We start from the raw sequence: 14,489 nt of genomic DNA on the forward strand, positions 1-14,489 counted from the left end.
CCCTCCCTAGTTTTGTGTAGAATTCTTGTTATGAACAATTTTGACGGTCTTTACCTTGTGGCCGTCCATATCCTGAACAATAAAGTCGTAGTCATTCCATGCCGTTTTTTCATACTTGGCAGGGATTTTTCCGAACAGATCGAATACAAAGCCGCCCAAAGTTTCAAACTCATCTACAGGCAGGTCATCGCTTTTAATGGTTTCGGCTAAGTCGTCCAAATCGACACGGGCATCGCAGAGCCAGACTCCTGAGGCGATTTCGGTAATATCTTCTCCCTCATTGTCGAATTCGTCCTGTATGTCGCCTACAATCTCTTCGATAATGTCTTCCATACAGACAATGCCTGAAACACCGCCGTATTCATCAACGGCAACGGCAATATGAACATGGCGTCTTTTAAATTCGGCTAAAAGAGCATCTATTCTTTTTGACTCGGGAACAAAAAATGCACGGCGTACTATCTTATCAAGCTCAATTTTTTGATTCTTTGTCAAAAGTTTAATAATATCCTTAACATAAAGAATCCCGATAACATTGTCGATGGATTCATCGTACACAGGAAAACGGGAGTGGCCGCTTTCGGATATTCGGTCTAAGATTTCATCGCTAGGCGTATCAAGGGCTAAAAAATCAACATCAATACGCGGAATCATAACCTCTTTTACTGCCGTATCGGATAAATCCACAACACCGCGGATCATATCCCGTTTTTCGTCATTTAATCCCTCTTTTAGAATATTGTTTACATTGCCTTTCTTTTTAAATAAGTCTATTATACCCATAACTATACCCGATAAATCTCTATATTTTGATATTGCATAAGCAATTCTTCTTGAAATTTAAGCATTTCCTGTTCAGGGGAATTATCCGAATGATCCATTCCTTTCAAATGCAAAATGCCGTGTACAATCAGTCTTTTGAGCTCTTCATTTATATCTACCTTAAATTCTTCGGCATTAAAGCGGAGACTATCAAGGCTTATAACTATATCCCCGGCCATAAACCTTGTTTCACCGTCCTCATCAAAGTACTCGTCTCCCTGCTCAAAGGAAAGGACATCTGTCGGCGAATCGATATCCCTGTATTGTTTATTAAGATTGCGAATAAAAGCATCATCACAAAACAACAAGGAGATATCCCAATTTTTCAAGTTTAGACCGTTTAAAACCTCAGAGATAAAATTTTCAACTCTTACAGGGTCTATAGACCCCGGAGGTTCATCATTAAATGACACACTAATCGAATTAGACATTATTATTTTCCTTTTGAGGCTGTACCTGATTAGTTTCAGCCTCTAGTTTTTGACCGTTTTTGTTTGAAGGCTTTGCTTCCTCATCATCAGGATTTTTTTGATTCGGATATTCTATTCTGGAATGATAGTAGCCGGCTAATATTTTTACGAAGGCAGCCTTTATTATTCTGACTTCGCGGAAAGTAAGCTCAGAGTTATCAAGCTGACCTGCATTGATTTTTCCCGAAACAAGCTCATCTATAAATTTTTCCAAACGGGGAACCGAGGGTTTTTCCAAGGTACGGCATGCAGCTTCAACTATATCGGCCAGCATGACAACAGCCGATTCTTTTGAGCGCGGAGGTGTTCCGGGATAGCAAAAGTCTTCGATATCCACATTAGGATCAAGTTCTTTTGCCTTTGCATAAAAATAGGATATACAGCTGTTCCCGTGATGTTCGGCGATTATATCTATAACGGACTGAGGCAGCCGCAATTGCTTTGCTTTTTCTATACCTATCTTTACATGACTTCGTATTACCGTAGCCGAAAGACGAGGATTTATATCCATGTGCTTATTATAATTTGTCTGATTTTCTACAAAGTACTCGCCCTGCTCCATCTTTCCGATATCGTGATAATAGGCTCCCACTCTTGCCAAAATCGAATTTGCTCCTATTTCGCGGCAGGCACTTTCTGACAAAGAGGCAACCATCATAGAATGATTGTAGGTTCCGGCAACGGTTATAAGCATTTTTTTCATGATAGGCGAATTAAGATCCGACAATTCCATGAGCCTAAAGCTTGTGGGAACATTCATCAAGGTTTCTAAAATAGGCAAAAAGCCCAAAACCAAGATACCGCTTATAAAACCGCTGCCTGCAGCACCCAATAAAAGAACGGATTTATCGCTTGCCGAGCCCGGGAAAATCACAAACATACAGAGTAAAATTATGGGCTGCACCAAGATTAAGCCTAAAGCAGTCTTAATCAGGTCCATCCTTCTGCCCTTAATATTTACCATGCCGGCTCCGGCAAGACCTGAAAGGATAGCAAACAGGGCCGGCTGAATTTTAAACCCGGTTGCACCGAAAACGGCAAGAGAAAAAACAAAAACTGCAAAGACCGAAATCTTTCTTGAGATTAAAGCCGCAATCAGCATAGTCAAAAAGGTAACGGGCAATATAGGAACTATATCAAGTGGATATGAAAATATAGAAAGCCTTGAAATAAAAAGAACCAAAATATAAATCAAATCAAAAGAGATTAAAATAAGCAAATTGAATTTAAAATCCAAACTTTGCCCGATAATCTTTTCGGAAAACAAAAAGAGACTTGTTATAAGAGCTAAGCTTAAAAAAATTAAGGCGGCAGCAATCTGCCTAAAATCTATGTATCTTCCATCCCCTACATAGGCCTTTAAACGTGTATAGGCATCTTCGGATATTATAAAACCCCTCTTTATAATCTTTTGATTTTTTTCTATATTTATTTTTACGGGGGCTACCTTTTTTAAGGCTTCTTCTACCCTTTTTTCGGTTTCTTCTGTATCGAATAAAATATTAGCCTGGGCAAAGGGGAGCACCATACTCAATACATAGGACTCAAGCTTTGATTTTTTTACATCTGAAAGGAAGCTTTTTATCTGATCTTGCACATTGTAAAACAAAACAAGGTTTGCAATAAATACATTTGTATAGGACTGATTTTGGTTTGTCCTCAAACTTATCTCGGCATCATTTAAATTTTCAATACCGGTAAGAGGCATCTCTATTATACCTATATCAAAAAGCTGTTTTAACATGCTCAAAGAAAGAGAGGTAATCTCATAAAAATCTTTAGTCTTATATATGCTTTCCAAATCATTTTCCGAAAGAAGAACAGGGTATTTTTCCATAACCATGAACTTAAAGGCGGTAAAACTCTTTGCAGAATCTTTTAGACCTATTATATAGCTTGCAAATTCGGAGTAATCCCTTATCATTTTTTCGGAAACAGAATTATCTTTATAAAAAACAGCTCTGACTGAATGTTTAGCTGCAACCTTTCTTATTTCCGTAGCTTTTTCATCAATGACTTCAAGATTTCGGTTTGATATTACATCCCTATCGGAAACCATCCCGACTTCAAAATCGGAAATAGTCAATTTGGAAAATCCCGAATTCTCATAAGCGTTGATATAGATCATTACAGCTAAGATCAAAAAACTTACTACAACCGAAATCACAAAGGCCTTGTTTCTTTTAAATATCAGACTGAGAGAAGATATTCTTTCTTTAAATTTACTTTCTTTTTTATTCTTTATCATAGGCTTTAATTATTTTTTGGACAAGGGAATGCCGTACAACATCTTCCGGCGAAAACCGTACAATACCGATACCCCGAATTTTCGATAAAAGATTTGCCGCATGCACCAGACCGGAATTTTTTGACGATGAAATATCGGATTGTGAAGGGTCTCCGGTTATAATCAGCTTGGAACCTTCACCCATTCTCGTCAAAAACATCTTCATTTGCTCTTTGGTAGTATTTTGAGCTTCGTCCAAAATTACAACGGCGTTATGGAGGGTTCTGCCCCTCATATAGGCCAAAGGAGCCACCTCAACCATATTGGACTCCTCCATTTGGCGTATAAGCTCAAAAGGCATTAAGAGTTCTATAGAATCATAAAGAGGTCTCAAATATGGAGTAATCTTTTGAACAAGGTCGCCCGGTAAAAAGCCTAAACTCTCTCCGGCTTCTACTACAGGTCTTGTAAAAACAATCTTACGTACTTGGTGCGACATAAGCATTTGGAGGGCGCAGGCAACGGCCAAGTAGGTTTTTCCGGTACCGGCAGCGCCAAGGCCGAAACTTATATCGTTATTACGGATAGAACCGATGAATTCAAGCTGATGAGGATTTTTAGGATATACGGAGCGTATTCCTCTTGGAATATGGATACAGCCCGAGGAAAGGTCCTGTTGCTCGGAAACAGTTATGGTAGATATAAGAAATTCGATATATTCCGATGAATTGCCGGATTTGATTTCCGATGAATTCACAGCCCTATCAACCACATGTTGAAATTTCTTACAAACCTCATCATCGGCGCTCAAAACACTTACCTCATTCCCTCGGCACACGACAGGAACACCAAGATATTGCTCAAGAAAATCTAAATTTCTGTCATTGGTACCGCAAAGAGCGGAAAGCACTTGTTCATCTTTTAACACTATTGTATATGCGTCTTCCAAATATAAACCTCTAGTAGTCTATTGTAAATGGAAAAAAGCGGTTCCGTCAAGGCCTTTAGGCCTTATTTGATACTTTTTCTTTCAATTATTAGGTATAAAATACATAAATTTCAGTAAAAAAAAGAGATACCGAATTTATCGGTATCTCTTTTAAACTACTCACCGTCTTTTTTGGTTTCGCCGCCGCTATCAGTATCGCTGCCGCTTTTCCACCATTCGGTTGATGTTTCGGTTTGTTTTTTCATTGCCTCTTCGGATAAACCTGAATCCGACGGGCTTTTTGTAATAAGGGCCAATAAAAAGGTCGTTACAAAAAACAGGGCAACTACAACATAAGTAGCTCTTGTTAATACATTGCTCGATTTTGAACCGAAGGCTGAGTTGCTTCCGCCCGAAAAAAGGCCGCCCAAGCTATCACCTTCTTCATTTTGTAATAAAACCAAAAAGATAATAATCGCACAAATTATGACAAAAAGTACCAACAAAGCAATACCTAAACCACCCATAATCTAACTCCAATTATAAAAATATACCCTACAGTTTACAAAAAAATTATAAAAGTTTCAAGAGCTCTTATTAAATATTTTAGCGGCCCTTTCTGAAAATAACCCGTTTTAAGACTGTTGTCTTTGTTTTTCCTATTGAGGCAGCCTTTAAATCTTCAACTTCAAATTTTGAAAAAACGTTAATTCGCTTGTATTCGGCGATAAATTCCATAATAAATTTTTCGCAGTCGGCCTCATTATAGGTATCATTATCTTCTTCATAAGTAAGATAAAACTCAACCTGATTTTCCAACCCGGGAACATCCATCTTTGTCCAATAAATTAGGGCTGTAGGCCTTGCTTTAATCTCAATTTTTTCTGTTTTTGGCTTTACAAGAGCAGGATTTTCGGCAAAAACAGCCAAAACCAATAAAGCCATAATACTAATTGCAAAAAACTTCTTTTTCATGTTAATAACCCTCCAATTTAAGTTATTTTATTATACTGTAAAGCTAAACAACTATCACAGCTCCTAAGATACTAGCATTTTATTGCCATTTTTTCAAGTAGAAAACAAAAACATTGATTGTTTTAATTTTTACTACGAAAACAAGGCTATGGGTAAAAATGTTTCCGCTTTAAGGCCGGCACCTCCTATTAAGCCCCCGTCAATATTAGGCTTTTTTAAAAGACCTTCGGCATTTTCAGGTTTCATAGAACCGCCGTATTGGATTATCATCTCTTTAGCAGCTTTTTCGCCGTAAATGCAGGCTAAGGTCTTCCTTATTGAAGAATGAATCGCATCGGCATCTTCAGGGCTTGCATTTTTCCCTGTTCCTATTGCCCAAACAGGCTCGTAAGCTATCGTTACCTTATCCAAATCCTTTGCGGATACCTCTGCGAGTCCTTTTTTAATCTGCCTTTCACATACTGCTTCGGCATGCCCCGCTTCGCGCTCTTCGAGAAGTTCTCCAACGCATAGAATAACCTCAAGACCGTGTTTTAATGCAAGTTTTACCTTTTTATTGATAAGATCATCGGTTTCTTTATATATATGACGTCTTTCGGAATGACCTAAAATTACGGTTTGAACTCCTACATCCAAAAGCTGAAGGATAGAAACCTCCCCCGTATGAGCTCCTTTTTCTTCCAAGCCCATATTTTGAGCACCCAACAGGATATTAGAACCCTTAAGCACAGATGCAACATCCTGTAAAAGGGTAAATGAAGGAGCTATCATGTACTTGTTTCTGCCGTTTTTTAGACCGGCCTTCATCTCCTCTGCAAGGCTCTTGGCCTCAGCCCTATTCATGTTCATCTTCCAATTTGCCGCAATGTAAAACTTTTTCACCTTTTCCTCCTAAAATTTAGGCCAAAAGCCCTCATTCATCTTAAAACAGGTTATCCTTTTATGCCTGAGTTGTCAATATGGTACAAAGACCAATCGCTTGCCCTTTTTTCGGTTTTTTCGTATAGTATAGCAATGAAGCAAAGAATCGGATTTATATACCTTAAAACCGGAGCAGGCCATTTATCTGGTGCAAAAGCTCTATCCAGCAAACTACTTGATTTATACCCCGATAATGTTGAATGTTCTTTAAAAGACGCTTTTGATAAGGGAGTTCCTTTTTTTAAGCTTTTTTTTGAAAAAGGCTATCTTGGAACTACAAACTATTTTGAGCCCGGATATGTGGCTTTTTATCAATTTACAGGTTTAGAATCAGTTATAAGATGCAGTAAAAAAATTGTGGCCCCATATACTGTTGGAAAATTAGCAGAATTTTTAAAGGCAAATAGGATAACAAAGGTTGTTTGCTTACATCAAATACTTATCACTCTTTGCCGGGATGCGATAAACAGAATTAATAAGGATATCCCGCTAATAAGCATTGTTATGGATCCCTTCACGGCTCATCCTCTATGGTTTTTTGAAAAAAATACGGAGCTTGTCGTTTTTTCTCAAAAAATACGAAAGGAGGCCGCAGAAAAATATGGTCTGGATCCTAAGAGGATTCATCAATTTCCGCTGATGCTATCCGAACAGTTTGATCAGCCTTACTCCAAAGAACAAATAATTGCAGTAAAGGAAAGACTTGGGATTCCTAAAAATAAAAAGATTGTACTTATTGCAGGAGGAGGTGAAGGATTAAAACAAGCAGCTCCTATAGTCCTTTCGTTTATGAAAAAATCTATAGATGCATTTTTAATTGTCGTATGCGGAAAAAACAGACCCCTTAGACATAGCCTTGAATATTTAACTCAGTTTTCATTTTTTAAGAATATTAAAATATTCGGCTTTGTTTCATTCATGCCCGATTTAATGAATATAGCAGATTGCCTTATAACAAAAGGAGGTCCTGCGACACTTATGGAAGCTATTTCTATAGGAAAACCTGTTATAATTTCTACATATATAAGGGGTCAAGAGCTTGGAAATATGCTTTATATTACACAAAATAAGCTTGGCTGGTACATTCCTAAACCTGATGATGTTGTTCAAAAAGTATCGGAGATATTTTCCGATGATAAAAATCTTGAAGATATACATAAGCATATAAAACAAATGAATATAAAAAACGGCTTACAAGAGATTGCAAACTTTATATATAATTTCAAATAAAATTTTGTATTGTTGATCAAAATAAATCCTCTTGAAAAAAAAGAGCTTAAAATATATACTTAAACCATGAAACGATTTAGGACGCTTTTTTACTCTTTAATCATATTTTTGAATTTGTTTAATCTTCACAGTCAAGATATCAATTCTTACGCCAAAATACTTTATGATCATGATTCTCCTTATTATGATGATCTACATCTTATGTCGCTTGAAAACGGTTCAGCAATGCTTTCATATAAAAAGCCTCTTTCTTTTGCTGAAATTGCACTATTCCACAAAGAAATAGAGCCGGAACATTTATCTAAGCATGGAGAAGCATTATACGGAAATCTAAACAAGCTTCTTTTTAAAAATAATATGCTATTTTCCCATGACAATTTTAGTTTTAATGCAAATCTAATCTTAGCTCTGCAGGGGCAATACTTTTATAATCCGGATAAAACACCGGGAGTCGACAAATTTATAAAATACAACAAGATGCCGGCTCCTTTGACGATTCCTATAGAACTGGGCTTTTCTAAGTACGTTTATTCATACACAGACCTAATAATCGAAAAAAATTTCAGCGGGTTCCGTTTATCCTATCCTTATACAAACCTGCCCCTAAGCCAAACAGCCTTAGACTATCATTTTCCAAAAAAAGCGGGGCTATCTGTAGGAAATAGTTTCTTTAATGTACACATAGGAAGAGGAAGACTGAATGTAGGAAGAACCTTAAGCGGAAGTATGCTTATTTCGGACATACCTGACAGACATGACTACATAACAGCTTCTCTTTTTTCAAAACATATAAAGATGGATACCACCATTGCAGAATTAAAACCAATGCGTTTTTTTATAACACATGCTCTAAGCTTTAAGCCTGTAAAACAATTTTCAATAACCGTACATGAAGGGATAATGCTCGCATCTCTCTTTGATCCAAAGTTTTTAAATCCTCTGATGATTTTTCATAATTATGCGGCATGGAAAGAACCTTACGTAAATCATGTACCTCCTCATGATGACAATTCTATGGGCTGCCAATTAGGAGTAGATATAAATATTGTACCTATAAAAGGCTTAAGACTTTACGGTCAGTTCGGTATGAACCAATTTCAAACCCCATCAGAACTAGCCGGAGGAGCGTCTTATATTCCTAACAGCATGGGAGGCATAGCCGGAATAGAGTATGCCTTCTCCCTGCCTATAGCTTATCTTGTACTTACGGGAGAGTTTATGTATGCTGATCCATGGTTATACATAGGTATGACAAAAGACATAAGCTTTTACACCTACCGAAAAGAAAATGTATATGCATCATCCGACTATGATAAATCGCTAATAGAGTATTGGCTTGCAAACCCTTACGGACCTGACAGTATTACGGCATTTTTAAAAACATCCTTAATTTTACCGCATAAATATAAGGCCGATTTTATGTATAGGTTTGTATCCAAGGGTGAAAATGAAGAAAAGTTTTTCACAGCGGAGGAAAAATACTATCCTTCCGAAACTAATCCTGCTCCGGCTAAGTATAAAACGCCTTCAGGAAACCCTACATATTTTCACACCTTACAATTAACGGGAGAGTACAGTCTTTTAAAAAATCTTCATATCAATGGAGGACTGTCATGGACCATAGCACACGGAAAAATAAACGGACATTCTGTTGACTTTTTATGCGGTATCATATATTCTATCCGCTGATTAGATAATCTATTTTAAGAATTAAGGGAATAAATTATGAAAAATAAAATTTTTATCGCTGTTTTTATCGTTATGGGGCTTTGTGCTTTTTCTCAAGCTGCAGTGGACATCTTTGATCCCTTATATGAAGACATAAGGATATGGGAAAATATAGGATTACTTAATGACACTCCTCAGCTAAGACCGTATCCGTTACAAGAAATAAAACGAATTTTAAACATTGTCATTGAAAAAGGTGATACACAACAAAAGAAAACGGCACAAGATCACTATAATCGTTTTTTTAACAGAAAAATCCATTTTGGCGGCAGAACAGAGTTGAATATACGGATTCCGAAAAAAGATCAAGAATTTGTATTGTCTCCGTTTATGGATATTAATGCAGAGATTTTCAAATATGTAACAATCTCAGGAAATGTTAATGTCTTTTTAACAAATAAAATACCATCTGAATCACCTCAGCCTGCTTTTCAATACTCAAAACATGATATATCAGAAGATGGTGTATTTATAGGAAAATTCTTTCTGTTGCCTGTTTTTAACACAGGTGCTGCTGTAGGAACCCATAACTACTACTTCAGTGCAGCTGTTGCAAGAACAGACTTCGGCCCTTTCGATAATTCCAATATTTTTATAGGATCACAAGCTCTGCATCAAGGACAATTTAATTTTGTAGCTAATCAAGAAAGATGGACATACACCCAAAGTCTTCTTACTCTTACTGCAAAAAATGATTTGAGAGACGGCTATACATACCCCAATAAATTTCTAGCACTTCATTCATTAAATTTTAGACCTCTGCCTTGGTTATCAATTGGTATTGTTGATTCAGTCATATATGGAGGAAGGCTTGAACCGATATATCTTATACCTTTTTCTGCATATTTTATAAGTCAAGGTTTATACGGATTTCCTGATAATAGCTTAATCGGAGGCATGTTTACAATTAAACCTATTCAGGGCCTAAGAATTGATGGAGCATTATATTCTGATGATATAGGGTTCAATGAAATAGTCAAATTTAAAAAAGATGCAAAATGGAGGATTTCCGGTCAATTCGGAATTTCTTATACAATGCCTAAAACGCATTGGTTCACGCTTGTCGATGCAAGTTATACCTTTGTTACCCCCTATTGCTATACCCATTTTGACAATGGTGATTTTACGAAGCCAAATAATCAAAATTATACACATAATGGCAGCCCTATCGGAAGTAACTTACAACCAAATTCTGATCGTATACTAGTAAAAGCTCAATTCAAACCTCTGGATGGTTTTTCAATAAATATAGCAAACACTTTTATACGTCATGGCAATGTTACTGAAAGCGTATATGACCCAATTATATTAAAAGAATATCTTCAATATGGTACATACTCAACTGACGGCTCAGTATTCAATCATTCAGCTGTAACCACGGGAGAAGGGGCAGAAACAAAAGCTAAGAAACATGCTTTTCTTTATTCTACCCCCTTCCTAACCCAGCAGACAATTCAATATGTCAATCAGCTTGGATTAGAGGGTGTAGTTAACCTCCCAATCTTAAAATCGGGAGGTTTAATACAGGTTAAGCTAGGCTATACCTTTGAAGCAAATATAAATCCCGGAGTGAATAGTCATATTTATAATACAAAAGTTGATTTTTCAGGTTTAGATGAGGAACAAATAATAAACAAAACCATCAATGAGGCTAATAACCAACTAGAAGCTTGGAGAGAAAAAGCCAAAGGGAAAGAGTTTAATCACTACTTTAACATTGGCGTAAAAATCTCTTATTAAACAATAAGCACGTAATTATTTAGCGGCTTTTTGCCAGAGCTTATTTTTAATGCTCCAAGTGCATAGGCCGCTTTTTTCTTCATGAAATTCGACATCTGCATAATACCAGCTGCGGCAGCTTATCTCGGAAAAAACAGATAGTTTTGTTTTTGGTTTTAAGCTTTCAAGTTTTAAAATAATACTTTCAGCTTTGTCTCTTGCATTCCCTAAAACAAAACCGCCGTTAAGTTCAAAAGAATCGATAGAATTACAAGGCCTCACAATTAAAGAATTATGTAGAATAGGAGGATAGATTGTAAGGCTATCAAATTTTTCTTTTGTTTTAAAAAAAGGAATTGTCTTACGGAATGGAAAATCCAAAAGGCTTTGAATCAACTTTTGCTCCTCATAGAGGACCGTCATCAAATTATCGGGTAAAAAAATCCAAGTTTCAGTCATACTTAAAAAGATTTATTTTCAAAATCTTGAAAAAACGAAGGATTGAATTTACGCTCCGTCCCTACAGAACTTGGAGGTCCGTAAAAAGGCATAATAATAAGATTATCTTCCAAACTCATGAGTTTTGTTTTTAAAATATTGCGCAGAGTCCGCTCTGCATATGTATTAGAAGTTTCGCCGATCATTCCTGCAGATAAGGATGTTCCGGTAAATACAATATTCTCAATTTGAAACATGTAAGAATATGATGAGTGTGCCGGAATTGCAAAATATCTTACAGGATAACCGGCTACATCTATAATCCCGTCACCTCTCAATGTATTTATTGTTACATTTTCAGAAAAACAGCTTCCGGCGTAAACCTTTGGGCTGTAAATTTTTAAAATGGTATTAAGCCCTGTTTCATAAGGGCTTTCAAGATTGTGCGTCAATAAAACGGCTTTTAAATTAAAGCCGTTTTGTTCGATTTGATGAATCATCTTTTCCGTTATCTTTGCAGGATCGATGATAACGGCATCCTTTGTGATTTCATTTCCGATAAGATAGGTATTTGCAAAAAGTTGGGGCGAAAAATGAAGATAAACTTTCATACAAATTCATCTCCTTCAGTAAAAACAGCCTCACGGGTATTGGATGACTTATAAGAAACCCCGTCTTCTTCCGCATGTAAAAATAAGGTCTTTTTTAAGTTGCAGTTTTGAAAATAAACATTCTTTAAAAACGAAAACATAAAACGCGAGCTGTAAAGATCAGAATCATTAAAAGAAACTTCTTCAGCATTGATTCCGTTAAAATTATTTTGTAAAAGCTCGGAATTTTTAAAATCCGTACGGATAATCTTTGCTCCGCCAAAGGAGGAAAACTGAATATCGGAACCTTGAAAATTACAAGAGTTTATTTCACAAAAATCAAAAAAACACATTCTAAGATGCAGATTAGTGAAATTACAGTTTTTAAATTTGCTGTTTGAAAATAAGCATCCTGTAAAGGATTTTTTTGAAAGATCTAAATCTTCAAATTCCAAACCGGATAAATTTAAACCGTTTAAAGAATCCGATTTTTTTAAAAGAGCGAGAAAATCTTGGTATTCCGTTTTTCTATCAAAACTAAACATCAGCTCCTTCTACAGGCTTGGACATATCGTAACCCAGTTCATAATAATGATTATTATTATAATCGAATTTTTTTATAACTTCAAAGCCGACCTTTTTTGTATGGGCTGCAAAGGAACGGGGATTTGCTTCGTTTATAAACGTAATTAAAATCGGAAAGCGTTTACTCATCTCTCGGCGAGAGGTTTCAAATAAATTGCGCACTACATTCTTTCCGCGATAAGCCTTGTCAATACAAACAGGCCCGTATTGAAAAGAGTTTTCCGTTGTCAGCTGCTTGCCAAGATAGCTTACATTAGGAAGATCCTTAATCATAAATTGGAACATAGGCCAGGCCGACCAAAAATCCCAAGAAGCGGCCATAGCATAGGCCACAACCTTTCCATTGTCGCAGGCTATGGTCAATCCGTTTTCTTTTTCGATAATAGCCTTAAACTGATCATAGGTAAATTCGGTAGTTACAAAACCGTCTTTTTTATCTTCTTCACTCACGGTAGACACATGATATCTTTTTTGAAGTTCAGCAACCATTTTAATGTCATCAATATTAGCATTTCTGTATTCCATAAGGGCTCCTTGTTATCCTATTCTAAACTAAAAAAAACTTCTTATTCAAGTAGTGAAGACCTTAATTCATAAACCTTTATTCGATTATCCAAAAAATCGGATAGGACTATTTTTTTACCGTCGGGGGAAACATCCAAACCTGTAGGCTGATTTCCTGCTTCAATGCTTTCGATACGGGTGAGGGTCTTTGTGTCGATTATATCGAGACGGCCGAAGACATACCCCTTGTACAAATAGCCCTTATCGGGATTATTCGGCCCTCTGCATGAAACATAGAGGATTTTTTTATCGGGTGAAAGCTGAATTGTGTTGGGATTAAAAAATACCTTGATAGTTGCAACAAGTTCATCCTTATCGGTAGAATAAACTTCAACAATATCGTTTTTCATATCCGAAACATAGATGAGCTTACGTTCATAATCTGTAACGATATGCCGCTTTGCTCCCTTTACCCCGCCCTCGTAAACGGTTTTATAATCGGCCAAAGATTTTTTTATAAGTTTGCATTGGGAATTGCCGGCCGAGTCTTCAAATTGGGCACAGTAGATAAATTTCCCGTCTTGAGAAAAAGCCATGCCTCTCGGTACTGCCTTAGTTTTTATCTTTTTTTCTTCTTTATAAGTAGAAGGATCGATGATGCTTATATCCTGCGAAGTCCAGTTACTCAAATAGACCCGATCAATAGCGGCATTATAGGCCATTACCTTACTCCAAGTGCCTGAAGTCTTTATAGTCCTTTTATATTCAAAAGATGTAAGATCAAAAACATGAATTGAAGCCGTCGGCATTTGACTAACCCATAATTCGTTTTTATGTTTTAAAACCAAGGATTCCACAAAACCGAATTTTTCTGCGTATTCTTTTGGGGGCGAAATTCGTTTTGTATTTCCGGTTTCAATATTTATAATATCGATGCCCGATCCGTCAAGAAGGGCTGCTGCAACGGTATTATTGTTTACAAAGGTTACGCTCTTAGGCTTTTTTCCTGTAGGAAAAACCTTAACTACATCGTATTTTGAATCTTCCGGAGAGAGAACTACAAAGGCTTTTTTATTTTGAATTAAAGTCAAATCAAAAGTATGGGTACGGAAGCCTTCTTTTTTTATAACAAGGGAAGCCGGCGTATCTTTTAAATTAAACTTCAAAAATCCTAAGGTTTTATCGGATGATATAAGCTTAGGTTCAACCTTATGTCCATCGGCAAAAAATTCCGCATTTTTATAAGGCTGAAGATTAAGATCTAAAACAAAATCGGCAAAAGCTGAAATAGCGTAAACAAAAAAGCAAAATATCAACAAATTTTTTTTCATAAAAGATAAAGAATAAATAGA

General features: G+C 36.4%; 15 protein-coding genes. 3 read left to right on the forward strand and 12 right to left on the reverse strand.

From position 1 onward, the window contains the following. Nucleotides 1-6: 6 nt before the first annotated feature. The 7 genes from E4O07_RS07250 to tpiA form a co-directional block, all read right to left on the reverse strand. On the reverse strand, nucleotides 7-783 hold the full coding sequence (locus E4O07_RS07250) for a hemolysin family protein (protein WP_253684796.1): 777 nt from the start codon (nucleotides 781-783) through the stop codon (nucleotides 7-9). 2 nt (nucleotides 784-785) lie between these two features. After that, nucleotides 786-1,253, reverse strand: a complete 468-nt coding sequence (gene ybeY / locus E4O07_RS07255) for an rRNA maturation RNase YbeY (RefSeq protein WP_253684797.1) — start codon at nucleotides 1,251-1,253, stop codon at nucleotides 786-788. Continuing rightward, complete coding sequence (locus tag E4O07_RS07260; protein ID WP_253684798.1) at nucleotides 1,246-3,540, reverse strand: HD family phosphohydrolase; 2,295 nt, start codon at nucleotides 3,538-3,540, stop codon at nucleotides 1,246-1,248. Before E4O07_RS07260 ends, ybeY begins: the two co-directional genes overlap by 8 nt. Next, nucleotides 3,527-4,468 (reverse strand): PhoH family protein, encoded by a 942-nt coding sequence (locus E4O07_RS07265; protein WP_253684799.1) that lies wholly within the window; start codon nucleotides 4,466-4,468, stop codon nucleotides 3,527-3,529. Before E4O07_RS07265 ends, E4O07_RS07260 begins: the two co-directional genes overlap by 14 nt. A gap of 155 nt (nucleotides 4,469-4,623) precedes the next feature. Beyond that, nucleotides 4,624-4,974, reverse strand: a complete 351-nt coding sequence (secG, locus tag E4O07_RS07270) for a preprotein translocase subunit SecG (RefSeq protein ID WP_253684800.1) — start codon at nucleotides 4,972-4,974, stop codon at nucleotides 4,624-4,626. Nucleotides 4,975-5,053: 79 nt separating this feature from the next. Beyond that, the gene (locus E4O07_RS07275; protein WP_253684801.1) at nucleotides 5,054-5,422 is read right to left on the reverse strand and encodes a hypothetical protein; all 369 of its coding nucleotides are present in this window, start codon (nucleotides 5,420-5,422) and stop codon (nucleotides 5,054-5,056) included. 132 nt (nucleotides 5,423-5,554) lie between these two features. Next, nucleotides 5,555-6,304, reverse strand: a complete 750-nt coding sequence (gene tpiA, locus E4O07_RS07280; protein WP_253684802.1) for a triose-phosphate isomerase — start codon at nucleotides 6,302-6,304, stop codon at nucleotides 5,555-5,557. A 132-nt stretch (nucleotides 6,305-6,436) separates the two neighbouring features. On the opposite strand from tpiA, the gene E4O07_RS07285 reads away from it, so the two are divergent. From E4O07_RS07285 to E4O07_RS07295, 3 genes are all read left to right on the forward strand, one after another. Further along, nucleotides 6,437-7,573: a glycosyltransferase gene (locus E4O07_RS07285; RefSeq protein ID WP_253684803.1), complete on the forward strand. Its 1,137-nt coding sequence runs from the start codon at nucleotides 6,437-6,439 to the stop codon at nucleotides 7,571-7,573. 66 nt (nucleotides 7,574-7,639) lie between these two features. Beyond that, on the forward strand, nucleotides 7,640-9,262 hold the full coding sequence (locus tag E4O07_RS07290) for a hypothetical protein (protein WP_253684804.1): 1,623 nt from the start codon (nucleotides 7,640-7,642) through the stop codon (nucleotides 9,260-9,262). Between the two features lie 36 nt (nucleotides 9,263-9,298). Further along, nucleotides 9,299-11,041: a capsule assembly Wzi family protein gene (locus tag E4O07_RS07295; protein WP_253684805.1), complete on the forward strand. Its 1,743-nt coding sequence runs from the start codon at nucleotides 9,299-9,301 to the stop codon at nucleotides 11,039-11,041. Between the two features lie 15 nt (nucleotides 11,042-11,056). Here E4O07_RS07295 and E4O07_RS07300 read toward each other — a convergent pair whose 3' ends face one another. The 5 genes from E4O07_RS07300 to E4O07_RS07320 are packed head-to-tail and all read right to left on the reverse strand — an operon-like array spanning nucleotide 11,057 to nucleotide 14,468. Beyond that, complete coding sequence (locus E4O07_RS07300) at nucleotides 11,057-11,479, reverse strand: hypothetical protein (protein ID WP_253684806.1); 423 nt, start codon at nucleotides 11,477-11,479, stop codon at nucleotides 11,057-11,059. Nucleotides 11,480-11,481: 2 nt separating this feature from the next. Continuing rightward, nucleotides 11,482-12,069, reverse strand: a complete 588-nt coding sequence (locus tag E4O07_RS07305; RefSeq protein ID WP_253684807.1) for an MBL fold metallo-hydrolase — start codon at nucleotides 12,067-12,069, stop codon at nucleotides 11,482-11,484. Further along, entirely contained in the window at nucleotides 12,066-12,593 is a 528-nt protein-coding gene (locus E4O07_RS07310; protein WP_253684808.1) for a pentapeptide repeat-containing protein, read from the reverse strand. The genes E4O07_RS07305 and E4O07_RS07310 overlap by 4 nt, the downstream gene beginning before the upstream one ends. Further along, nucleotides 12,586-13,158: a GNAT family N-acetyltransferase gene (locus E4O07_RS07315; protein WP_253684809.1), complete on the reverse strand. Its 573-nt coding sequence runs from the start codon at nucleotides 13,156-13,158 to the stop codon at nucleotides 12,586-12,588. The genes E4O07_RS07310 and E4O07_RS07315 overlap by 8 nt, the downstream gene beginning before the upstream one ends. Nucleotides 13,159-13,199: 41 nt before the next feature. Continuing rightward, on the reverse strand, nucleotides 13,200-14,468 hold the full coding sequence (locus E4O07_RS07320) for a YncE family protein (protein WP_253684810.1): 1,269 nt from the start codon (nucleotides 14,466-14,468) through the stop codon (nucleotides 13,200-13,202). Nucleotides 14,469-14,489: the final 21 nt, after the last annotated feature.

This window comes from Treponema sp. OMZ 798, assembly GCF_024181385.1.
Lineage (GTDB): Bacteria > Spirochaetota > Spirochaetia > Treponematales > Treponemataceae > Treponema_B.

Bases quoted from the DNA above. Each gene is read 5' to 3' on its own strand.
- E4O07_RS07250 (WP_253684796.1), bottom strand. From the start codon at position 783: ATGGGTATAATAGACTTATTTAAAAAGAAAGGCAATGTAAACAATATT.
- ybeY (WP_253684797.1), bottom strand. From the start codon at position 1,253: ATGTCTAATTCGATTAGTGTGTCATTTAATGATGAACCTCCGGGGTCT.
- E4O07_RS07260 (WP_253684798.1), bottom strand. From the start codon at position 3,540: ATGATAAAGAATAAAAAAGAAAGTAAATTTAAAGAAAGAATATCTTCT.
- secG (WP_253684800.1), bottom strand. From the start codon at position 4,974: ATGGGTGGTTTAGGTATTGCTTTGTTGGTACTTTTTGTCATAATTTGT.
- E4O07_RS07275 (WP_253684801.1), bottom strand. From the start codon at position 5,422: ATGAAAAAGAAGTTTTTTGCAATTAGTATTATGGCTTTATTGGTTTTG.
- E4O07_RS07285 (WP_253684803.1), top strand. From the start codon at position 6,437: ATGAAGCAAAGAATCGGATTTATATACCTTAAAACCGGAGCAGGCCAT.
- E4O07_RS07290 (WP_253684804.1), top strand. From the start codon at position 7,640: ATGAAACGATTTAGGACGCTTTTTTACTCTTTAATCATATTTTTGAAT.
- E4O07_RS07295 (WP_253684805.1), top strand. From the start codon at position 9,299: ATGAAAAATAAAATTTTTATCGCTGTTTTTATCGTTATGGGGCTTTGT.
- E4O07_RS07300 (WP_253684806.1), bottom strand. From the start codon at position 11,479: ATGACTGAAACTTGGATTTTTTTACCCGATAATTTGATGACGGTCCTC.
- E4O07_RS07305 (WP_253684807.1), bottom strand. From the start codon at position 12,069: ATGAAAGTTTATCTTCATTTTTCGCCCCAACTTTTTGCAAATACCTAT.
- E4O07_RS07310 (WP_253684808.1), bottom strand. From the start codon at position 12,593: ATGTTTAGTTTTGATAGAAAAACGGAATACCAAGATTTTCTCGCTCTT.
- E4O07_RS07315 (WP_253684809.1), bottom strand. From the start codon at position 13,158: ATGGAATACAGAAATGCTAATATTGATGACATTAAAATGGTTGCTGAA.
- E4O07_RS07320 (WP_253684810.1), bottom strand. From the start codon at position 14,468: ATGAAAAAAAATTTGTTGATATTTTGCTTTTTTGTTTACGCTATTTCA.